The following is a 23,836-nucleotide window of genomic DNA, read 5'->3' on the forward strand; positions in this document are numbered from 1 at the left end:
TCTACCTGCCGAGTTCGTTGTCAAGTGCTGCGAAGAGCTGGTCGTCGCTCGCCAGATCGATGTCGGCTTCGTCGGGGCCGCCGGCCACCGTCCGGAGCAGGCCGCGCAGCCGCGCGGCGTACGTTTGTGCCGGTCCGTCGCCGTCCGACGGGCCGGCGGCCGAGAGAGCGGCCTCCAGTGCGTCCAGGGCCGCCTGGACCGGGTCCGCCGTTTCGCCGGCCAGTTCGCCTTGCAGATATGCGGCGATGGCCCGGGTGGTCGGGTGGTCGAAGACGAGCGTGCTGGGCAGCCGCAGTGCGGTGGCGGTGTTCAGCCTGTTGCGCAGTTCGACCGCGGTGAGGGAGTCGAGGCCCAGGTCCAGCAGCCCGCGCTGGACGTCGATCGTCCCGGGGGACGGGTGGGCGAGGACGATGCCGACCTGTTCCCTGACGAAGTCGAGCAGCAGCCGCTGTTGTTCTTCCCCGTTCAGGCCGGTGAGCCGCTGCGCCAGCGTGATCGGTGCCGGAGCGGAGGCGGGCCGGCCGGCCCGGCGCTCGGTGCGCACCAGGCCCCGGTACAGCTCGGGCAGTGCGTCCCCGAGGCTGCGCAGTACCGCGAGGTCGAGTGCCACCGGGGCGAGCACCGGCCGGGTCACCGCATCGTCGCCGGGTCGTGGCGCTCCGGCTCCGGCCAGGACCGTGTCGAGGGCTGCGAGGGCCTGGTCGGTCGGCATCGGCAGGATCCCGTTGCGTGCGAGCCTGGCCCGGTCGGCACGGTCGAGGTCGTTCGCCATGCCGTCCTGCCACATGCCCCAGGCGAGGGACACGGCGGGCAGGCCCTCGGCGCGCCGGTGTGCGGCGAGCGCGTCCAGGAAGGTGTTGCCGGCGGCGTAGTTGGCCTGTCCGGCGTTGCCCACCAGGCCGGCGACGGAGGAGAAGAGGACGAAGTCCGTCAGCTCCAGTCCGGCGGTCAGCTCGTGCAGGTTCCAGGCGGCTTCCACCTTCGGCCGCAGAACCCGGGAGAGGCTCTGCGGGCTCAAGGCCTCCAGCGTGGTGTCCTCGACGACTCCGGCCGCGTGCACGATCGCGGTGAGCGGGTGCGCGTCCGGGATCGAGGCGAGCAGGGCGGCCAGCGCGTCGCGGTCGGCCGCGTCACATGCCGCGACCCGTACCTCCGCACCGAGCTCCGTCAGTTCGGCGACGAGGTCCTGCGCCCCGCCCCGCCGGCTGGTGAGCAGCAGGCGTCGGGCGCCGCGGCCGGTCACCAGGTGCCGGGCGACCTGGGCTCCGAGCGCGCCGGTGCCACCGGTGATCAGCACCGTGCGCTCCGGGTCGAACGCGTCGCCGGCGTCCGGCATCCGCACCGGGTGCGGGACCTTGGCGAGCCTGGTCACGTACACCTGTCCCTGGTGCAGTTCGAGCCGCGGCCGGGGGTCGGCGAGGGCCGCGGCCAGCAGCTCGCGGCCGGCCGGCAGGCCATCCGTGATCACGTGCTGGAAACGTCCCGGGTGTTCCGACTCTGCGGTCCGCATCAGCCCGGACAGCGCGCTGTGCGCCAGGTCCCCGGTGCTCACCACGGCGAGCCGCGCTCCGGCCGGCGCGTCGGAGGCGAGCCACTGCCGCAGGACCGCCAGCACTTCCTGAGTGACCCGGCCGGTCTCGTGCACGGGGGCCGGACGTACCGGAAGGACGACCACGTCGGGTGCGACCGAGCCGCCGGCCGCCGCGGCGGCCAGCCCGGCGAGGTCGGCGTAGTGCTGGGCGGCGAGTCCGAGGTCGGCCTCGCCGAGGACCACGATGCTCGTGTCGCCGCCGGCGGAGAGTTCCGCACCGGCCCGCTCCACCGCGTACACGTGCCGGCCGGAGGGATGGGGCAGCGCGGTCCCCGCCGGCAGGGCCCGCAGGGCGAGCGAGGCGACGGTGGCCACCGGCGCGCCCGTCTCGTCGGCGATGGCGACCGCGACCGTTGCGTCCGGGCCGGCCGACAGCTTGACCCGCAGGGTGCCGGTGCCGCTCCGGGCCCCGGTCAGCTGGACGCCGCCGAAGGAGAAGGGCAGCCGGAGCTCGGCCGACTCCTCCAGGAGCAGTGCGTGCAGCGCGGCGTCGAACAGTGCCGGGTGCAGGGCGAATCCGTCGGGGTCGGCGGACGGCCGTACCTCGGCGTAGAGGTCGTCGCCCGACCGCCATGCCGCTTGGAGGCCCTGGAAGGCGGGGCCGTAGCCGTAGCCCTGGTCGGCGAGGCGGTCGTACAGGTCCTCGACCGGCTGGGGTTCGGCACCGGCCGGAGGCCAGGACGCGAGGTCGGGTTCGGGGACGGCGGGAACGGCGGCCATCACGGTTCCGGTGGCGTGCTGGTTCCAGACGCTGCCTTCCTGTCCTCCGCGGGAGTGGACGGCGATGGGCCTGCGGCCGTCCGCGTCGGGGCCGCCGACGGTGATCTGGAGCTGGAGCGCGCCCTCGTCGGGGAGGACCAGGGGTGCCTGGAGGGCGAGTTCCTCCAGGCGCTCGCAGCCGAGCGCGGCGCCCGCGTGGAGCGCGAGTTCCACCAGGGCCGTGCCAGGGACCAGCAGCGTGCCGGCGACGGCGTGGTCGGCGAACCAGGGGTGGTCGCGGGCCGAGATCCGGCCGGTGAACAGGACGCCGTCGGAGTCGGCGAGCGGCACCGCGGCCCCGAGCAGCGGGTGCCGGGCGGAGTCGAGTCCGGCCGAGGTGACGTCGCCGCCGCCGGGCCCTTCGGTGAGCCAGTAGCGTTGGCGCTGGAAGGGGTAGGTCGGCAGGTCCGCGGCGGGTCCGGCGTTCTCGCCGAACAGCGCGCGCCAGTGGACCGGCACGCCTCGTACGTGGGCGTGGGCCAGGGCGGTGACGGCGGTGTGCGGCTCGTGGCGCCCGCCGCGCAGCACCGGGACCAGGAGCGATCCCGCGTCGAGGAAGTCCTGCCCCATCGCGCTGAGCACGCCGTCGGGGCCGAGTTCCAGGAAGGTCCGTACGCCTGCGGCCTCCAGGGCGCGTGCCGCGTCCAGGAAGCGCACGGGCCGGCGGACGTGCCGGACCCAGTACTCGGGCGTGGTCAGTTCCCCGGCGCCGACCGGCTGCCCGGTCAGGGTGGAGATGATCGGGATGGTGGGCGCGGCGAACGTGAGCCCCTTGGCGACCGTTTGGAACTCGTCCAGCATCGCGTCCATGTGCGGGGAGTGGAAGGCGTGGCTGACGCGCAGCCGCTTGGTCCTGCGCCCCCGGGCCGAGAGTTCGGCGCCGACGGCCTCGACGGCTTGCGCGTCGCCCGAGAGCACCACGGAGACGGGGCCGTTGACGGCGGCGATGGCCAGCAGGTCCTCCCGTCCGTCGAGCAGCGGCAGCACCTCCTGCTCCCCGGCCTGTACGGCGAGCATCGCGCCGCCTGCGGGCATCGCCTGCATCAGCCGGCCGCGTGCCGCGACGAGCCGTGCCGCGTCCGCCGGTGAGAGGACACCGGCGACGTGCGCGGCGGCCAGCTCACCGATGGAGTGACCCGCGAGGAAGTCCGGCCGTACGCCCCAGTCCTCGAGGAGCCGGAAGAGCGCGACCTCGGTGGCGAACAGGGCGGGCTGCGCGAAGCCGGTCTGGTCCAGCGGCGCCGGGTCCTCGCCGAAGAGGATGTCGAGCAGCGGCTCCTCCAGCCATGGGTCGAGCTCCGCGCACACGGCGTCCAGGGCCTGGGCGTAGGCGGGGTAGGCGGTGTACAGCTCCCGGCCCATGCCGAGCCGCTGGCTGCCCTGGCCGGTGAACAGGAAGGCGGTACGGCCGTCCACGGGTGTTCCCCGCACGGTCGGTGCCGCGAGTGCGTCGACCGCTTCGGCGGTGGTGGCGGCCACCACCACGGCACGGTGCGGGAGGCCGGCTCGTCCGACGGCCAGGGTCCGGCCCGTCGATGCCAGGTCCCGCGGCCCGGCGTCGGCGAGCGCCGCGCCCACCTGGTCGGCCTGTGCCAGCAGGGCCGCGTCATTGTGCCCGGACAGCAGCAGCGGCACGACCGGCATCGGCTCGGCCGGCGGGACCGTCCCCTCGGCCGGCGGCTGCTCCACGATGACGTGGGCGTTGGTGCCGCTGATGCCGAAGGAGGACACGCCCGCCCGCCGAGGCCGCTCGGTCCCGGGCCACGGCACCGCCTCGGTGAGCAGTTCCACCTCGCCCGAGGACCAGTCCACGTGCGGGCTGGGCTCGTCGATGTGGAGGCTCTTGGGGAGTACTCCGTGCTCCATCGCCTTGACCATCTTGATGACGCCGGCCACACCGGCGGCGGCCTGGGAGTGTCCGATGTTGGACTTCAGGGAGCCCATCAGGAGGGGGGACGTGCGCGCCTGCCCGTAGGTGGCGAGTACGGCCCGGGCCTCGATCGGGTCGCCCAGCGTGGTGCCGGTGCCGTGGGCCTCCAGCGCGTCGACGTCCGCGGTGGTCAGGCCCGCGTTGGTCAGCGCCTGGCGGATCACCCGTTCCTGGGAGGGGCCGTTGGGGGCGGTGAGGCCGTTGCTCGCGCCGTCCTGGTTGACGGCGGTTCCGCGGATCACGCCGAGGATCCGGCGGCCGTTGCGCCGGGCGTCGGAGAGCCGCTCCAGCAGGAGGATTCCGGCGCCTTCGGCCCAGGCCGCCCCGTCCGCCTGCGCGGAGAAGGACTTGCACCGGCCGTCCGGTGCCAGGCCGCGCTGCCGGCTGAACTCGACGAACAGAGTGGGCGCGGCCAGCACGGTCACGCCGCCGGCGAGGGCCAGCCCGCATTCGCCGTTGCGCAGTGCCTGGGCGGCGAGGTGGATGGATACGAGCGAGGAGGAGCAGGCGGTGTCGACGGTGATCGCCGGGCCCTGCAGGCCGAAGGTGTAGGCGATGCGGCCGGAGGCGACACTGACCGTGCTGCCGACCGACAGGTAGCCCTCCATCCCCTCGGGGGCGTCCTTCAGGCGTGCCGCGTAGTCGTTGGCCATGACGCCGGCGAACACACCGGTCTGGGTGCCCTTGAGGGAGGTGGGGTCGATGCCCGCGCGCTCGAAGGCCTCCCAGCAGATCTCCAGCAGGAGTCGCTGCTGAGGGTCGATGGCGGTGGCCTCCCGTGCGCTGACCCCGAAGAGTTCGGGGTCGAACTGCGGAGCCTCGTAGAGGAATCCGCCGTGCCGGGTGTACGAGGTGCCCGCATGGTCGGGGTCCGTGTCGTACAGGCTCTCCAGATCCCAGCCGCGGTCGGTCGGGAACGGGCCGATGGCGTCCCGCTCGTCGGACAGCAGTGCCCACAGCTCCTCCGGGGAGCCGGCCTCGCCCGGGTAGCGGCAGGCCATCGAGACGATCGCGATCGGCTCGTCGCAGGCGCCGACAGCCGGTTCGGTCCCGGCCGGCGCGGCCTCGAGCGGTTCGGCCTCGGCCGGCGCGGCGCCCGAGCCCAGCAGTTCGGTCCGCAGGAAGCCGGCCAGCTCGCTGGTGTTCGGGTGGTCGAACGCCAGCGTCGCGGGCAGCTTCAGGCCCGCGGCCGCGTTCAGCCGGTTGCGGAGTTCCACCGCCTTGAGCGAGTCGAAGCCCAGCTTGCTGAAGGCCCGGTCGGGCGAGACCTGGTCGGCGTCGGTGTGCCCCAGTACGGAGGCCACCACGCCGCGGACCAGTTCGAGGATCGCGCGCTCCTGGTCCTGGGGGGCCAGGGGCGCCAGGCGTTCACGGAGGGTGTTTCCGCCCGGCTGTCCGCCGGCGGCGGCGCGCCGCACCAGACGCACCAGGCCGTGGAAGAGCGCGGGCAACGTGCCGTCCTCGTTCCGGGCCCGCAGTCCGGTGTGGTCGAGGAGCGCCGGGACGAGCACCGGTCGGCGGGTGGCGAGGGCCGCGTCGAACAGTGCGAGGCCCTGCTCGCTGCCGATGGGGGCGATGCCGCCCCGGGACATGCGGGCGAGGTCGGCGTCGGTCAGGTGACCGGTCATCCCGCTGCCCTCGGCCCACAGGCCCCAGGCCAGCGACGTACCGGGCAGGCCCAGGGCCTGGCGGTGTTGCGCGAGGGCGTCCAGATAGGTGTTGGCCGCGGCGTAGTTGGCCTGTCCCGCGGTGCCGACCGTACCGGCCAACGAGGAGAACAGGACGAACGCGTCCAAGTCCAGGCCGGCCGTCAGCTCGTGCAGATGCCGTGCGGCATCGACCTTGGGGCGCAGGACGGTGTCGAGCTGCTCGGCCGTGAGGGCGTGCAGGGTGCCGTCGTCGAGGACGCCGGCGGTGTGCAGGACCGCGGTGAGCGGGTGCGACGAGGGGATCGCGTCCAGCATCGCGGCGACCGACGGGCGGTCGGCCGTGTCACAGGCGACCACGGACACGTGGGCACCGTGGGCCGTGAGTTCGGCCTCCAGCTCGAGCATGCCCGCCGCGTCCCGCCCCCGGCGGCTCGCCAGCAGCAGATGCCGTACGCCGTGTCCGGCGACGAGGTGGCGGGCGAAGAGCTGCCCCAGGGTGCCGGTGGCGCCCGTGACGAGGACGGTGCCCTCGGGGTTCAGGGCGGGCACGGTGCCGTCCGCCTCGGGCGACTTGACCAGCCGCGGTACGAACAGGGCCCCGTCCCGCAGGCTCACCTGCGCCTCCGGTACGGCCAGTGCACGGCCGAGCTCGGCCTCGGAGGGGTCCCGGTCCGTCAGGTCCAGCAGGCCGAACCGGTCGGGGTGCTCGGTCATGGCGGTACGCACAAGACCCCAGACGGGGGCCGAGGCGAGTCCGGCCTCCGTGCGGGCGGTGGTCGCGTCGCGGGTCAGGAAGACCAGGCGCGAGTCGGCGAACCGATCCTCGGCGAGCCATTCCTGGGCCAGCCGCAGGGTCCGGTGTGCCACGGCGCCGGGGCCGTCCTCCCCCGAGAAGGGGACCACGACCAGCGGCGGGTTTCCGACGATGCCGGCGAGGTCCGAGTAGCTGCCCGCAGGGGCGGGCAGACCGTGGCCGCGGTCGTCGAGGACGGCCCACCCCGCGGCCGGGGCGGCCTCGGGGGCGGCCGTCCACTCCACCTGGAGCACCGGCCGGCGGGACGTGCCCGGGCCGGTCAGCTGCGCGGGGTCCACGGCCCGCAGGCTGAGCGTCCTCACCGACGCGATCGGCGCTCCGCCCGCGTCGGCGAGGGACAGGGCGGCACCCGGGCCTTCCGGGGTGATCCGTACGCGCAACACGCCGGCGTTCACCGCGTGCAGCCGAACGCCGGTCCAGGCGAACGGCAGCACCAGGCGGCCGTCCTCCGCGAGCGCCAGCGGGTGCAGGGCGGCGTCGAGGAGGGCCGGGTGGATCCCGAACTCTCCCGGGGAGACGTCCCTTGGGAGCGCGACCTCGGCGAACGTCTCCTGGCCGGTGCGCCACAGCGCCCGCAGGCCCTGGAAGGCGGGCCCGTACTGGAAGCCCCGCTCGGCGAGCGTGTCGTACGCCGCCGTCAGGTCGACCGGCTCGGCGCCGGCCGGGGGCCAGGCGGTGTCCGCCGGTACGTCGGCAGGTCCTTCCGCGTGGCCCAGTACGCCGGTGGCGTGGAGGGTCCACGGGTGGATCAGGGCGTCGTCAAAGCCGGGCTCCGGGCGGGAGTGCACCGACAGGGCGCGCCGGCCCTCCTCGTCCGGGGCGTCCACGACGACCTGCAGCTGTACCGCGCCGCGGCCGGACAGCACCAGGGGTGCCTGGAGGGTCAGTTCGTCGAGCTGGTCGAGGCCGGTGTGGTCACCCGCCCGGATGGCGAGGTCCACGAACGCGGTGCCGGGGAGCAGCACGGTGTCGGCCACGGCGTGGTCGGCCAGCCAGGGGTGCGTGGTCAGGGCGATCCTGCCGCTCAGGACCAGCTTGTCCACGTCGGCAAGCCAGAGCGCGGCGCCGACGAGCGGGTGCCGCTCTGCGGCCATGCCGAGCCCGCCCGCGTCCCCGGCCGTCGCCGGGCCCTCCAGCCAGTGGCGCCGGCGCCGGAAGGGGTAGGTCGGCAGGTCGACGACCGCGCCGGGGCCGCCGAGCACGGCAGCCCAGTCGAGCGCAGCGCCCGAGACGTGGGCCTGCGCCGCGGAGGCGAGGAAGTCGTCGAGTCCACCTTCGTCACGGTGGAGCGAGGGCACGGTGACGGCGCTGTCGTAGGACGTGTCGTCGATCGTCTCCTGGAGCGCGATGGTCAGCACCGGGTGGGCGCTGGCCTCGATGAAGACGCGGTGGCCCTGATCGAGCAGGGTCCGGGTGGCCTCCTCCAGCTGGACGGTCCTGCGCAGGTTGTGGAACCAGTAGGCGCCGTCGAGCTCCGTGCCCTCCAGCGGCTGACCGGTGACGGTGGAGAGGAAGGGCACCTCGACGGCGCGCGGAGTGAGCGAGGACAGGGCGTCGACAAGCTCGTCCCGCAGGCTTTCGACGTGCGCGGAGTGGGAGGCGTAGTCGACCGGGATGCGCTTGGCGCGCGTCCTGTTGTCCTTGCAGTGGGCGACCAACTCCTCCAGAGCGGTCACCTCTCCGGCGACCACCACGGAACGCGGGCCGTTGTGTGCGGCGATGTCGATGGCGCCGTCCCAGCGGGTGATGAGGACGCGGACGTCGTCGGCGGGCAGGGCCACCGAGACCATCCCGCCCGTACCCGCCAGCTTCACGATCGCCCGGCTGCGCAGCGCCACGACCTTCGCCGCGTCCTCCAGCGACAGCGCGCCGGACACCGCGGCCGCCGCGATCTCGCCCTGCGAGTGGCCGATCACCGCGTCCGGCTCGATGCCCACCGAACGCCACAGCGCGGCCAGGGACACCATCACGGCCCACAGCGCCGGCTGCACCACGTCCACCCGGTCGAATCCGGGCGCGCCCTCCACACCGCGCAGGACGTCCAGCAGAGACCAGTTCGTGAACGGCGCCAGCGCCCGCTCGCACTCCACGAGCCGGGCGGCGAACACCGGGGAGGAGCCGAAGAGTTCCAGGGCCATGCCCTGCCACTGCGAGCCCTGTCCCGGGAACACGAACACCGTCTTGCCCGCGTCCGTGGCCGTGCCCTGCACCAGGTTCGGCGCGGTCCCGCCCGAGGCCAGTGCGTCGAGGCCTGCCAGCAGTTCGTCCCGGTCGGCACCCGAGACCGTCGCCCGCAGGGGGAGGTGCGGGACGCGGGTGGCGAGAGCCGACGCCACCCGCGCGGGGGCGGCGCTCTCCGAGGCCAGCAGCTCATGTATCTGGCCGGCCCGGGCCGCCAGGGCCGCCTCGCTCTTCGCCGAGACCACCAGCGGAAGCCCCGCCACCGCGGGCTCACCGGCCACGACCGGCTCCGGGCCCTGTTCCAGGACCACATGCGCGTTCGTACCGCTGATGCCGAACGAGGAAACGGCCGCGCGGCGCGGACGCGCCACCTTTGGCCAGGCCCGATGCTCGGTGACCAGCTCCACCGCACCGGTCGACCAGTCGACGTGCGGCGTCGGCTCGTCCACGTGCAGCGTCGCCGGGAGCTCCGCGTGACGCATCGCCATCAGCATCTTGATGATGCCCGCGACGCCGGCGGCGGCCTGGGTGTGACCGATGTTCGACTTGATCGATCCCAGACGCAGCGGCTCGCCGCGGTCCTGGCCGTAGGTGGCCAGCAGCGCGTTGGCCTCGATCGGGTCACCGAGCCGGGTGCCGGTGCCGTGCGCCTCGATCGCGTCCACCTCGTGCGGGGCGAGGCGGGCGTTGGCGAGGGCCTGGCGGATGACGCGTTCCTGGGAGGGACCGTTGGGGGCGGTGAGGCCGTTGCTCGCACCGTCCTGGTTGACCGCGGAACCACGGATCACACCGAGGACGTGGTGCCCGAGCCGCTGGGCGTCCGACAGACGCTCCAGCACCAGCATGCCCGCGCCCTCGCCCCAGCCCGTACCGTCCGCCGAAGCGGCGAACGACTTGCAGGTCCCGTCCGGCGACAGACCGCGTTGACGAGAGAACTCGACGAAGGTCGTCGGCGTGGACATCACGGTGACACCGCCGGCGAGTGCCATCGAGCACTCGCCCTGGCGCAGCGCCTGAGCGGCCAGGTGGACCGCCACCAGCGACGAGGAGCATGCCGTGTCCAGCGTCACCGCCGGCCCCTCGAGTCCGAACGTGTAGGACACCCGGCCCGACAGGACGCTCGCGATCGTGCCCGTCAGCAGGTGCCCCTCGAAGCCCTCCGGAGCGCTCGCCAGCCGCGACCCGTAGTCGTTGTACATCACACCCGCGTAGACACCGGTCGAGGAGCCGCGCAGCGCGGTGGGGTCGATTCCCGCCCGCTCCAGCGCCTCCCACGCGACCTCGAGCAGCACACGCTGCTGCGGGTCGGTCGCGATCGCTTCGCGCGGACTCAGACCGAAGAACTCGGCGTCGAAATCCGCGGCGTCGTGGAGGAATCCGCCCTTGCGCGTGTACGACTTGCCGATCTTCTCGGGGTCCGGGTCGAAGAGGCCTTCCACGTCCCAGCCGCGGTCGGACGGGAAGTCGCCGATCGCGTCCCGGCCCTCTGCCACGAGCCGCCACAGGTCCTCCGGCGAGGAGACCCCGCCCGGGTAGCGGCAGCCCATACCGACCACGGCGATCGGCTCGTCCAGTCCCGGGGCGTGGGCGGCCACCGACGGGACGGCGGCGGTTCCGGTCGCGTCGAGCCGGTCGAGCAGGAAGTCCGCCACCGCCTGGGGCGACGGGTGGTCGAACACGAGGGTGGTGGGCAGCCGCAGCCCGGTCACCGAGCCCAGCCGGTTGCGCAGTTCGACACCCGTGAGGGAGTCGAAGCCGGTGTCCTTGAACGCCCTGGCCGGGTCTGTGCCGGCGTCGGCCCCGTGCCCGAGGACCAGCCCGACGGTCTCCCGTACGGTCTGGAGCACGGCCTGCGCCCGCTCCTCCGCGGGCAGTGCGCTCATCCGCCGGCCCCAGGACGAGTCGGCGCTGCGGGCGGTGCCTGCCGCCTGCCGGCGGCGGACGGGGACCAGGCCGGTGAACAGCTTGGGCAGCGTGTTCTCCTCGCCCAGGGCGCCCAGGGCGCGCAGGGCGCCCAGGTCGAATTCGGCGGGGACCAGCAGCGGCTCCGTCGAGGCGAGCGCCGCGTCGAACAAGTCGAGCCCCAGTTCCGGGGCCAGCGGGACGATGCCACTCCGCTTCCAGCGCGCGACGTCGGCGTCCGCGAGCGTTCCGGCCATGCCGTCGGCGCTGTCCCACAGGCTCCACGCGAGGGAGGTGGCAGGCAGGTCCCGGGCATGGCGGTGCTGGGCGAGGGCGTCGAGGAAGGTGTTCGCGGCCGCGTAGTTGGCCTGGCCGGCGTTGCCCATGAGTCCCGCGATGGACGAGAACATGATGAACGAGGTGAGGGCGAGGGACTCGGTGAGGCGGTGGAGGTTCCAGGCCGCGTCCACCTTCGGGCGCATCACCCGCCCCAGCTGACCGGCCGACAGCGAGGCGACCGTCGCGTCGTCCAGGACACCCGCCGTGTGCACCACGGCGGTCAGCGGACGCTCGGCCGCGACCTCGTCCAGCAGACCCGCCAGCGCGTCGAAGTCCGACACGTCGCACGCCGCCACCCGGGCACGCGCGCCCGACTCCGCCAGCTCCGCCACGAACTCGGCGGCGCCCGGGGTCTCGGCACCCCGACGCGACACCAGCAGCAGGTGCCGCGCACCGTGACGCGTCACCAGACGGCGCGCCACCAGGCGGCCCAACGTGCCCAGAGCGCCGGTCACCAGGACCGTGCCCTCCGGGTCCAGGCCCCTCACCGTCTTCGCCACGGCACCCGCGGCGCGCGCCAGACGCGGCACGAACAACCCGCCGCCGCGCACCGCCACCTCGGGCTCGCCGGACGCCAGCGCGGCGGGGAGCAGCTCCGCACCGTCCTCGTCCACGTGGACGAGGACCAGTCGCCCCGGCTGCTCGGACTGCGCGGTACGGATCAGGCCCACGAGCGGGGCCGTGTGCAGCGCACCGTCCGGTACGACGAGGACGAGGCGGCTGTCCGCGAACTGCGGGGCGGCCAGCCAGTCCCGGACCGCCTCGAGCCCGCGCGCCGCCGTGGCGTGGGTCAGGGCGAGCTCGTCACCGGTGGTGCTTGCGGCGAGCTGCTTCTCGCCGATCACCACGAACTCCGCCGCGGTGGCCCCTGCGTCGACCGCGGCGCCGAGCGCGGCGAGGTCGGTGCAGGGCGCCTCGCCGAGCCGGACCCACCGCTGGTCGGCGACCGGCTCGGCCGCTGGGACGGCCTCCCAGGCCATCCGGTACAGGGACTCCAGGGCCGGGCTGACGACGGCGAGCTGATCACGGGCGATCGGCCGCAGGGCGACCGACTCGATCGCCGCCACAGGGGCGCCGGTGCCGTCGGCCAGAACGAGACGGGCCGTGTCCTGGCCGGTGCGGGTCCAGCGGACGCGCAGCACCGTGGCGCCGACCGCGTGCAGCGCGAAGCCCGAGAACGAGAACGGCAGACGGATCGTGCTGTCGTCCCGCGCCGAGTCCGCGGCCTCGAGAACGAGCGGGTGCAGGACCGCGTCGAGGAGGGCGGGATGCGCGCCGAAGCGCGCGGCCTCGGTGTGGAGCTGGTCGGGCAGGACGACCTCGGCGAAGATGTCGTCGCCTGCGCGCCAGGCGGCGCGCAGGCCGTGGAAGGCCGGCCCGTAGCCGTAGCCCAGGTCGTCGAGGCGGTCGTAGACGCCGTCCACGGGGACGGGGGTGGCTTCGGCCGGCGGCCACTGGCCCAGGGAGACGCCCGGCGAGGCGACGGAGGGAGTGAGCAGGCCGGCCGCGTGACCGGTCCACGGCTCTTCGCCGGTCCGCGCGTACACGGTGAACCGACGATCGCCGCGCGCGTCGGCCCGGTCGACGGACAGCCGCAGCTGGGTGCCCGTCTTCTCCGAGAGGATCAGGGGTGCCTGGAGGGTGAGTTCCTCGACGCTGGCATGACCCAGGTGCTCGGCCGCGGTGCCCGCGAGCTCCAGGAACACCGTCCCCGGGACCAGGACCGTCCCGCCGATCGCGTGGTCGGCCAGCCACGGATGCGAGGACAACGACACCGAGGCCGAGAACTGCACCGCATCGCCATCGGGGTCCGTGATCGCCGCGGCCAGCATCGGATGGTTCACAGCCGTCAGGCCCAGGCCCGCCGCGTCACCGGAACGCGGCGCGTCCAGCCAGAAGCGCTCACGCTGAAAGGCGTACGTGGGCAGCTCCACCACACCGGAGCCCGGCAGGAACCCCTCCCAGTCCACGCCCACGCCATGCGCGTGCACAGCGCCCAGGGCGGCGAGGAGGGAACGCTTCTCGGCCCGGTCCTTGCGCAGCAGCGGGACCACGACGATGCCGTCGGCGTCGGCCAGGCACTCGCCCGTCAGACCCGCGAGTGTCCCGTCGGGGCCCAGCTCCAGGAACGCCGTCACACCAAGGTCGGCCAGCGTGGCCATGCCGTCGGCGAAACGGACCGCCGACCGGGCCTGGACCGCCCAGTACTCGGCGGTGAACTTTTCGATCACCTCACCTGTGACGTTCGAGACGACCGGGATCCGGGGAGCCGCATGGGTCAGGGTCCGGGCGACCTCGGTGAGCTCCGTCAGCATTCCGTCCAGGTGCGCGGAGTGGAAGGCGTGGCTCACCTTCAGCCGGGTCGCCTTCACGCCCTCCCCGCGCGCCAGCTCCAGGACGTCGAGCACGGCCGGCTCGTCACCCGAGATCACCGTGCTGGCGGGGCTGTTGACCCCGGCCACCTCCACACCGGAACGGCCCTGGAGCCACCCCGCAACACGCGCCTCATCCGCGTTCAGGGCGACCATCGCCCCGCCCTGAGCGACGCCGTCCATCAGACGCGCCCGCGCACACACCAGACGCGCCGCGTCCTTGAGCGACAGCACACCCGCCGCATGGGCCGCCGCCAGCTCACCCACCGAATGACCCACCAGATAGTCCGGGGTCACTCCGTGATGGGACAGCAGCCGGAACAGGGCCACCTCGATCGCGAACAACGCCGGCTGAGTGAACGCCGTCCGCCGGAGCAGCTCCGGCTCGTCCTCGATCACCCCGGCGAGCGACCGGTCCAAGTGGACGTCCAGCGCCGCGACGACCTCGTCGAACGCGGCCGCGAAGACCGGCTCCGCCGCGTACAGCTCACGGCCCATGCCCAGGCGCTGACTGCCTTGGCCCGAGAACAGGAACGCGACGGAACCCGTCGAGACGGGCTCGCCCGGCGTCAGCGCTCGCAGAGCGTCGAGGAGTTCCTCACGGGTTTCCCCCACGAGCACGGCACGGTGATCGAAACGAGCACGCGACACGGCCAGCGAACGGCCCACGCTCACGGCGTCGAGTTCCGGCCGGTCCTCCAGGAACGACACCAGCCGGTCCGCCTGCTCCGACAGCGCGGCCCCGGACCTGCCCGACACCACCCACGGCACCGGACCCGGCACCGCCGGCTCCTCCACCGGGGCTTCGGCCTGCCTGGCCTGCTCGACGATGAGGTGGGCGTTGGTCCCGCTGATACCGAAGGACGAGACGCCCGCCCGGCGCGGACGGCCGAGCTCCGGCCACTCATGCGCCTGCGTCAGCAGCTCGACCGCGCCGGCCGACCAGGCGACGTGCGAAGTCGGCTCGTCCACGTGCAGCGTGGCAGGGAGAACCCCGTTACGCATCGCCATGACCATCTTGATCACGCCCGCGACGCCCGCCGCGGCCTGCGTGTGACCGATGTTCGACTTCAGCGAGCCGAGGCGGAGCGGCACCTCGCGGTCCTGGCCGTAGGTGGCCAGCAGCGCCTGCGCCTCGATCGGGTCGCCGAGCGTGGTGCCGGTGCCGTGCGCCTCGACCGCGTCCACCTCGGACGCCGCCAGGCGGGCGTCGGCGAGCGCGGCGCGGATGACCCGCTCCTGCGAGGGCCCGTTCGGCGCCGTCAGGCCGTTGCTCGCACCGTCCTGGTTCACGGCGGAGCCACGGATCACCGCGAGCACCCGGTGCCCGTTGCGCTCCGCGTCCGACAGCCGTTCCAGCACCAGCAGCCCCACGCCCTCGGCCCACCCGGTGCCGTCCGCCGACGAGGAGAACGCCTTGCAGCGCCCGTCCGGCGACAGCCCGCGCTGCCGGGAGAACTCCACGAACATGCCGGGTGTGGCCATGACGGACACACCGCCGGCGAGGGCCACGGAGGACTCGCCCCGGCGCAGGGACTGCGCGGCGAGGTGAAGCGCGACGAGCGAGGACGAACAGGCGGTGTCGACCGTCACCGCCGGCCCCTGCAGACCGAAGGTGTAGGACAGCCGGCCCGAGGCCACACTGGCGGTGTTGCCCGTCAGCAGGTAGCCGTCGTGTCCGTCGGACGGCTCGTGCAGCCGCGGCCCGTACTCCTGCGCCGTCGCGCCCACGTACACGCCGGTACGGGTGCCGCGCAGCGCGGCGGGGTCCATGCCCGCCTGTTCGAAGGCCTCCCAGGCCGTCTCGAGGAGCAGCCGCTGCTGGGGTTCCATCGCGGCTGCCTCGCGGGGGCTGATGCCGAAGAAGGCGGCATCGAACCGGTCCGCGTCGTGCAGGAAGCCGCCCTGGGCGGCGTAGGTCTTGCCGGGGCTGTCCGGATCGGGGGTGAAGAGGGAATCGAGGTCCCAGCCGCGGTTGGTCGGGAATCCGCCGACCGCGTCGGCCTCCCTGCTGACCAGGCGCCACAGGTCCTCCGCGGAGGCGACTCCGCCCGGCAGCCGACATGCCATGCCCACGATGGCGATCGGCTCGTCAAGGGCGGTGGCCTCGTACGCGGCGTCTTCCCGGCCCTGGCTCCGGTCCGGGCCGTGGAGCCGACCGTCGAGGTGTTCGGCGAGTCTGGCCGGGGTCGGGTGGTCGAAGAGGAGGCTGGAAGGCAGCGAGAGCCCGGTGGCTGCGTTCAGCGCGTTCCGCAGTTCGACGGCCGAGAGGGAGTCGAAGCCGGCGTCCTTGAAGGTCGTGTCGACGTCCACGTCGCGCGCCGATCCGTGGCCGAGCACCGCCGCTGCGTGCGCACGCACCAGTTCCAGCGTGTCGCCTCGCGTGACCTGCTTCGAACCGCTCTGCCCTGTCGCGTCGGTACGGACCTGGACGGGGCCCTTCGCCGAACCGTCCAGCCAGAAGCGCCGGCGCTGGAAGGCATATGTCGGCAGCGCGACCAGACCGGAACCCGGCAGGATCCGCTTCCAGTCGACGTCCACACCATGTGCGTGCACCGCGCCCAGGGCAGCGAGGAGGGAACGCTTCCCGGCACGTTCCCCGCGCAGCACCGGAACCACGACCCTGCCCTCGGCATCCGCCAGGCACCCACTCGCCAGACCCGCGAGCGTCCCGCCCGGCCCCAGCTCCATGAACGCCGTCACACCAAGACCCGCCAGCGTCGCGACACCGTCGGCGAAACGCACCGCCCGACGGGCCTGAACAGCCCAGTACTCGGCCGTGAACTCCTCGACCGGCTCGCCGGTCACATTCGAGACCACCGGAATCCGCGCAGGAGAATAGGTCAGAGTCCGGGCCACCTCGGTCAGCTCCGCCAGCACCCCGTCCAGATGCGCCGAGTGGAACGCATGACTCACCTTCAAGCGAGTCGCCTTCACACCCTCCCCACGAGCCAGCTCCAAAACCTCGAGCACGGCCGCCTCGTCACCCGAGACCACCGTGTCGACAGGGCTGTTGACCCCCGCCACCTCCACACCCGAACGCCCCTCGAGCCACCCCGCGACGCGCTCCTCTCCCGCGTTCAGGGCCACCATCGCCCCACCCGCGGCGACCCCCTCCATCAGACGGGCCCGGGCACACACCAGACGCGCCGCGTCCTCGAGCGACAGCACACCCGCCACATGGGCCGCCGCCAGCTCACCCACCGAATGACCCAGCAGGTAATCCGGTGTCACCCCGTAATGCGACAGCAGCCGGAACAACGCCACCTCGATGGCGAACAACGCCGGCTGAGTGAATACCGTCCGCTCGAGCAGCCCCGGATCCCCCGCGATCACCCCGGCAAGCGAACGATCCACATACACATCAAGAGCCGCGACCACCTCGTCGAACGCGGCCGCGAACACCGGCTCCGCCGCGTACAGCTCACGCCCCATCCCCACACGCTGACTACCCTGCCCGGAGAACAGGAACGCGAGCGCGCCGTCCTGCGCCGCACGACCCGTGACGACACCGGCCGCGGGCACGCCCTCGGCCAACGCCCGGGCTCCGGCCAGCAACTCCTCGCGAGTCTGGCCCACGACCACCGCGCGGTGATCGAAACGAGAACGCGTCACGGCGAGCGAGCGGCCGACCGCCGCGACGTCCAGCTCCGGACGCTCCTCCAGGAAGGACACCAGGCGATCCGCCTGGCCCGCCACGGCCTCGGCCGACCTGCCCGACACCACCCACGGCACCACGCCCGCGCCGGACTCGGCGCCGGGCGGTTCCTCCCGCGCCGCCGGCTCGGCGCGCCAGTCCGAGAGCACGACGTGACAGTTCGTACCGCCCATGCCGAACGAGCTGACACCCGCGTAGAGCGGCTCGTCCGGCCGCGGCCACGGCTCGCGGCCGCGCTGTACGGCGAGTTTCAACTGGTCGAGTGGAATGTCCGGGTTGGGGGTTTCGAAGTTCAGGCTCGGCACGAGCTCGCGGTGCCGGATGCAGAGTGCCGCCTTCAGCAAGCCGACGATGCCGGCGGCTCCCTCAAGGTGTCCGACGTTGGTCTTCACCGATCCGACCCGCAGGTCGGCTCCGTCCACGCGGCCGTCGCCGAGCACCGCGCCCAGCGCCGACGCTTCGATCGGGTCGCCCAGCTTGGTACCCGTGCCGTGCAGCTCGACGTACTGCACCTGCTCGGCGGGCACCTCGGCACGCTCGTACGCCTGCCGCAGGACGTTCTGCTGGCCGGCCGGACTCGGTACGGTGAGACCCTCGGTCGTTCCGTCGTTGTTCATCGCGCTGCCGCGCAGCACGCAGTAGACCGGGTCGCCGTCCGCCACGGCGGCGTGCAAGGGCTTGAGCACCACGAAGGCGCCGCCCTCACCGCGTACGTATCCGTTCGCCCTCGCGTCGAAGGTGAAGCTGCGACCGTCCGGTGACAGCGCGCCGAACCGCTCCGCGCCGATGGTGCTGTCCGGCACCAGGTTGAGGTTGACACCGCCGGCGAGGGCCATGGCGGACTCGCCGCGGCGCAGGCTCTCGACCGCCTGGTGCACAGCGACCAGTGAGGAGGACTGGCCGGTGTCCACGGCCGCGCTCGGTCCGTGCAGACCCAGGGTGTAGGAGATCCGGTTGGCGATGACGCCGCGGTTGAGTCCGGTCAGGGTGTGACGGGTGATGCCTTCGATCCCGTGCTGGTGCGTGAGGGCGGCGTAGTCGTCGGCGATGACGCCGACGAAGACGCCGGTCCGGCTGTCGGCGAGATCGGACGGGCGGAGCCTGGCGTCCTCCAAGGCCTCCCAGGCGAGTTCAAGCATCAGCCGCTGCTGCGGATCCATCGACGATGCCTCACGCGGACCGATGCCGAAGAAGCCGGCGTCGAAGCCGCTGACGTCCTCGAGGTAGCCGCCCGGTCGTGAGGGCAGTTCGGGGCGCCCCGCGGGAGGCGCGCCGATGGCACTGCGGCCGTCGCTCAGCAGCCGCCACAGCTGAGCGGGGTTCTCCGCGTGTGGCAGTCGGCAGGACATACCGACGACGGCGATCGCCTCTGTCGGTATCGACATGTCCGCTTGGAATTCGGCCATGGTGGAGCTGCCCCCTGTTATGTTCGATGCTTGAACGGAGGAGTAGCACCCGCAGCCGTGTCGCGAGTGCTACACCAATTCATGCCGCTGTCTGCGGAGAATGCTTCTCGTATTTCGCCACGAGCGCTCGCTTGAGAACTTTTCCACTGGGCCCGAGCGGGAGGGCGTCGACGAATTCGACTCGACGAGGGTATTTGTATGCGGCGAGACGCTGTTTGCCCCATTCGGTGATCTCTTCGTCCGATCCGGGGGTGACGTCCGCCGGCCGGGCAGGCACGACAATCGCCCAGACCTCCTCACCGAGCACGGGGTGCGGAACACCGATGACCGCCACCTGTGCCACGGCCGGATGCCCGACGAGGATCTCCTCGATCTCGCGCGGATAGACGTTGTAGCCGCCGCGCAGAATGAGGTCCTTCTTGCGGCCCACGATCGAGAGGTAGCCGTCGGCGTCCAGCCTGCCGAGATCGCCGGTGCGGAACCAACCGTCGATCAGCACCTCGGCGGTGAGGTCCGGGCGGCCGAGATATCCGGCCATGACGTTCTGGCCTCGCACCACGATCTCGCCCACCTCGCCGACGGGCAGGAGGTCGATCCCGTCGGCGTTCGGCCGAGCTGTGCCGACGGTGATGCCGGTGATGGGAACACCGACCGTTCCGGGGCGAAACGTCAGGCCGGGGTAGTGGTACGCGACGCTGCAGGAGGTCTCGGTCATCCCGTAGCCCTCGTACACAGGGCATCCGAACGTGCTTCGGACGGCCTCGAGGGTCTTGACGGGAAGCGCCGATCCCCCGCTGTACACGCGGTCGAGCCGAGGGACCTGCTCTCCCTGAGCCACCGCTTCGAGCAACTTGGAGTACATGGTCGGCACGCCCATGAACACCGTGCACCGGTGTTTCGCCATCAGCTCGAGGGCCCGCGGGCCGGAGAACTTCGGCATCATGACGAGGGAGACGCCGGCCCGGAAGCCGGTCAGCATGCCGCAGATCTGCCCGAAGCCGTGCGCCAGCGGCAGGCACCCGAGCAGGACGTCGTCACCCCGGAACGCGTACGGAGTGGTGACCATCCTCTCGACGTTGTACAGAATGTTCCGGTGGGTGAGCATCACGCCCTTGGGCTCACCCGTCGTACCGGACGTGTAGAACACGACCGCGACATCGTCGGGTCCCGGCGCGGCGGCTTCGTCGATCGGCGCCGTGCCCTGTGCCGCGTGCTCCAGGTCGACGGTGCCCGCGGGGCCCGGGCCGACGGTGAGGAGCACCGTGCCGCGCCGCTCCGCCGCCTGCCTCGCCCGGTCGAGCAAGGAGGTGGCGCACACCAGGAAACGGGCGTCGGCATCGGTCAGTACGTGATCGGTCTCCGCCGCCGTCGCCATCACGTTCAGCGGGATAGCGACGGCACCGGCTGCCAGCACGCCGAAGTACACGACGGGAAACTGCGGGGTGTCGACCAGCAGCATGGCGACCCGGTCCCCCGGCCGTACCCCGTTGTCGCGCAGCACGGAGGCGTAGCGGCGAGCCTGATCCCACAGCCACCCGTACGTGAAGTGCTCGGACTCGTAGACCACGGCCGGGTGGTCGGGTCGCTGCGCCGCCGTGCCGGCCAGTACGCCGACAACTGACATCGTCATTACGGCAGCACTTCGGCTTTCGCGGCGCTGCGGATGCCGCCACCGCAGAGCTCGGACGTGAACCAGTCCCGGGCACTCGCGGTCGGAATGTTCAGTTCCTTCCAGATTCCCCGAAGAGCATGGGCGAAGTTCTCGACATCGTTCTGATCGTGCACGGCGGACGGAGCGATCCGCAGGATCTCCTCACCCGCGGGCACGCTGGGGGCGTTGATGGACTGGACGTAGATCCCGTGCCGCTCGAACAGCAGCCGGGACGCCCGCTTGCACAGATCGTCGTCCCCGACGAAGGCCGCAACGATGTGGGAGTCCGTCGAGACGAACGGGATGTCGGCCTCGATCAGAAGGCTGTGCAGAAGCTGCGCGCTCTCCGAGAGGAGCTTTCGCTCGGCGTCGGAGGACCGCAGATACTGAACCGACGCCAGCGCAGCGGCCGCGACCGCAGGCGGCAGCGAGGTGGTGAAGACGAACGAGCGCGCATAGGTCCGCACCGCGTCCACGAGGGCCGCCGGTCCCGCGATGTAGCCGCCGACCGTTCCGAACCCCTTGGCCAAGGTACCCATCACGACCGTGAAGCGATCGGCGATGCCTTCCCGCGCGGCGATGCCGGCGCCCTGCGGGCCGTACATGCCGACCGCGTGAACCTCGTCGATGAAGGTCGTGGCACCGTACTTGTCGGCGATGTCGGCGATCTCGGCGAGCGGCGCGACGTTGCCCGACATGGAGTAGACCGATTCCACGACGATGAGCTTCGGGCAGTCGGCGGGAGCCGCCGCGATCAGTTCTTCCAGGTGGGCGGTGTCGTTATGCCTGAAGACGTGCTTCTTCGCGCCGCTGTGCCGGAGTCCGTCGATGATCGATGCGTGGTTCTTCGTATCGGAGAATACGACGGTGTCCTTCGGCATTCCAGCCAGCACGGTGAGGGCGCCTTCGTTGGCGGTATAGCCCGAGGTGAAGAGGAGTGCGGCCTCCTTGCCGTGCAGATCCGCCAGTTCGTTCTCCAGACGGACGTGATGGTGGTTGGTTCCGCCGATGTTCCGGGACCCTCCGGAGCCTGCGCCATGGGTCTCTATCGCGGCCTTCATCGCCTCGATGACCTGTCGGTTCTGCCCCATGCCCAGATAGTCGTTGCTGCACCACACATTTACTTCTGAATTCACCCCGTCACGCCGGGCAGAGGCCATGGGGTAGTGACCGGAACGACGGCCGATCTCCAGGAACTCGCGCTTGCTTTCAGCGAGATCTCCAGCGGTTTTGCTACTCAGGTAGGACGCCAGGTGAACGTTCATTTACTCGCCTTCTCGACGTATCGATTGGACTGGCCTGCGCACGAGGTCTACGCTAGGAAAACTGTGACTTCAGGAGCACCTTGTCGGGCTTGCCGTTGCTGTTCATCGGCAGCGTGCTCAAGACGTGTATCTTCTCGGGCACGTGAATCGGGGACAGTGCCTCAGTAATTCTCGAGCGGATATCTTCCACCTCTACCACCTCGGCCGGATCGCATTCGATCGCAGCGTGGATGTGCTCGCTTCCGTCCTCGTCCCGGACGCTGTAGACGGCGGCATGCCGGACGCCCGGGTGGGAAAGGATTTCCGCCTCGAGAACGATGGGATGCACCTTGACGCCACCCACCTTGATGACATGGGCCACCCGGCCCATGAGTGTCAGATAGCCTCGCTCGTCGATAAAGCCGATGTCTCCGGTGGAGTACCAGCCGTCACGAAGAACTCGTGCCGTCAATTCCGGGTCCCCGTGATAGCCGTCCATCATCTGAGGAGATCGGACGTGAACCTCGCCGGTTTCGCCCGTCGCCAGTTGCGCACCCGTATCCGGGTCGCAGACGGCGATCTCCACATAGGGGAAGGGTCGCCCGACGGTAGCCGAAAGATCTGGGTCGCCGTGCTCCGGAGGTGTCAGGGTCGTGATTCGACCACATTCGGTCGCGGCATACCCCTGCCACAGGACAGGGCCGAAAATCCGGAAGGCCTGGGCAATTCTTGCGGGTGCCGCAGGACTGCCGCCGTAGACGATCCGCTTCAGTGAAGACAGGCCCGCGGCCTCCACCGCGTCAGTGTCGCGGATTCCCCGCTCGAGCAGGTGGTCGATGAGCTGGAACACGTGGTTCGACGCCATGAACGTCCACGAGACCTCCTTCTCCGCCGAGACGGTGTCCACGAACTTCTCGGCATCGAAACTCTCGTGGAGATACAGCGCTCCGCCCAGGGCGAGGACCGCGTCCGCCATCGGGGCGACGCCATGGCTCAGAGGGGTCGACACCAGTATCGTCGCGCAGTCGGCCTCAAGGCCGAGCTCCATCCATGCGCTCACGGTGGCTTCCCACGCTCGGCCCGACAACCGGATGCCCTTGGGCCGCCCCGTGCTGCCACTCGTGAAGCCGATGAAGGCCGGCGCGTTCGGCTCCCACGACACGGCGTCCGGGGCATCGGCACCACCGGTTCGGCCGGCCTCGTTGCGCTCCCCGTGCGGAAGCCGCGTCACCGGTATCCCACTGCCGTCAGCGAGCTCCACCGCGCGCTCGGAGCCTTCGGTGTCGGCATAGATGGTCACGGCTTCGGTCTCGCGCAGGATCTGAATCTGTTGATCCAGCGGAAGGACCGTCGTCCTGGTACCGGGATTAGTGGTTCGCAGATAGCACACGGCGCCGCCGAGCAGATGCGTCGCGTACCGCGCGGTGAGCATCTCAGGGCTGTTGGGCGCGACCAGGATCGCTACCATGTCCCCCTTACCCACTCCGCTATTGCGCAGCGCAAGGAAAGTTTCAGTCACGGACCGAATCAGATCACTGCCGGAGAAGGTCTTACCGCGCCAATGGACGACATCTCGACCCGGCGCGGCTGCGAGCAGCGCGAGAATCTCCGAGACATAACTATGACTTTTACTCCACCAATGCTCGGGCAGGCTCATGGGACCTTCCATAGTGATGTCATCCGATTGGGCAGTGCAATCTTCGACATGCAATTGGGAAGAGGTCAACCCTGTTCCGTCAGCGCTCTAGCGACCGTCATGTGTATCTTGAACGCATGACCTTCCCTGGGCGGGAAAAAGCGCCGCGCCCAAGAACCGGAGCGCGCTCCCCCTGAGCTTGGCGTTCAACATCGCAGGTCACTCGACCTGCTGAGATCCAGAATTCCGGGACGCGCGAGCCGGCCGTTCCTCACGCTTCGAGATGTAGAGTAATGAAGCACGAGAGAAAGGCCGCTGCCCGTGATTCCCTCCACCGCGGCGCCCGCAGGCCAGGCGTTGGCCCTGTTGTCCCGCTTTGAGCTCATAACACGGTCCTATTGGAATGCCCTGGTAGGCCGTGACGACCGGTGTGGTGATTCGGCCGTTCGTGAGATGTGGGTAGGCGACCGTGGATCGTGGACGATGAGTTGTGGGCTCTGGTCGAACCGTGGTGACGGCGGACTTCTTGCCCGAGGCTCGGGTGATGGGTGAGAGGGCCTTGGCCCCTGGTCTTGGACACACGAGACACTGGATCTGAGGATCTGAGGATCTGAGAACGGACATCTCGTGGTCATGAAGAACTACCCGCCGCAGTTCAAGGCGGACGCGGTCGCTGCTGTACCAGTCGCGACCCGAGGCGACGA

4 protein-coding genes are annotated in these 23,836 nt (G+C 71.4%); all 4 read right to left on the reverse strand.

Annotated features, from left to right (window positions below; genetic code table 11):
• Nucleotide 1: 1 nt before the first annotated feature.
• Nucleotides 2–18,580 (reverse strand): SDR family NAD(P)-dependent oxidoreductase, encoded by an 18,579-nt coding sequence (locus tag ACH4NX_RS34350; RefSeq protein ID WP_398129992.1) that lies wholly within the window; start codon nucleotides 18,578–18,580, stop codon nucleotides 2–4.
• Nucleotides 18,581–18,680: 100 nt separating this feature from the next.
• Nucleotides 18,681–20,225, reverse strand: a complete 1,545-nt coding sequence (locus tag ACH4NX_RS34355) for a long-chain fatty acid--CoA ligase (protein ID WP_398153381.1) — start codon at nucleotides 20,223–20,225, stop codon at nucleotides 18,681–18,683.
• 5 nt (nucleotides 20,226–20,230) lie between these two features.
• On the reverse strand, nucleotides 20,231–21,517 hold the full coding sequence (gene hemA / locus ACH4NX_RS34360; protein ID WP_398129990.1) for a 5-aminolevulinate synthase: 1,287 nt from the start codon (nucleotides 21,515–21,517) through the stop codon (nucleotides 20,231–20,233).
• Nucleotides 21,518–21,569: 52 nt separating this feature from the next.
• A complete protein-coding gene (locus ACH4NX_RS34365) occupies nucleotides 21,570–23,153 on the reverse strand; it encodes a class I adenylate-forming enzyme family protein (protein WP_398129989.1) in 1,584 nt (527 codons plus the stop codon).
• Between the last annotated feature and the right edge of the window lie 683 nt (nucleotides 23,154–23,836).

It is taken from the genome of Streptomyces sp. NPDC017225, assembly GCF_044331465.1.
Classification (GTDB): Bacteria; Actinomycetota; Actinomycetes; order Streptomycetales; family Streptomycetaceae; genus Streptomyces.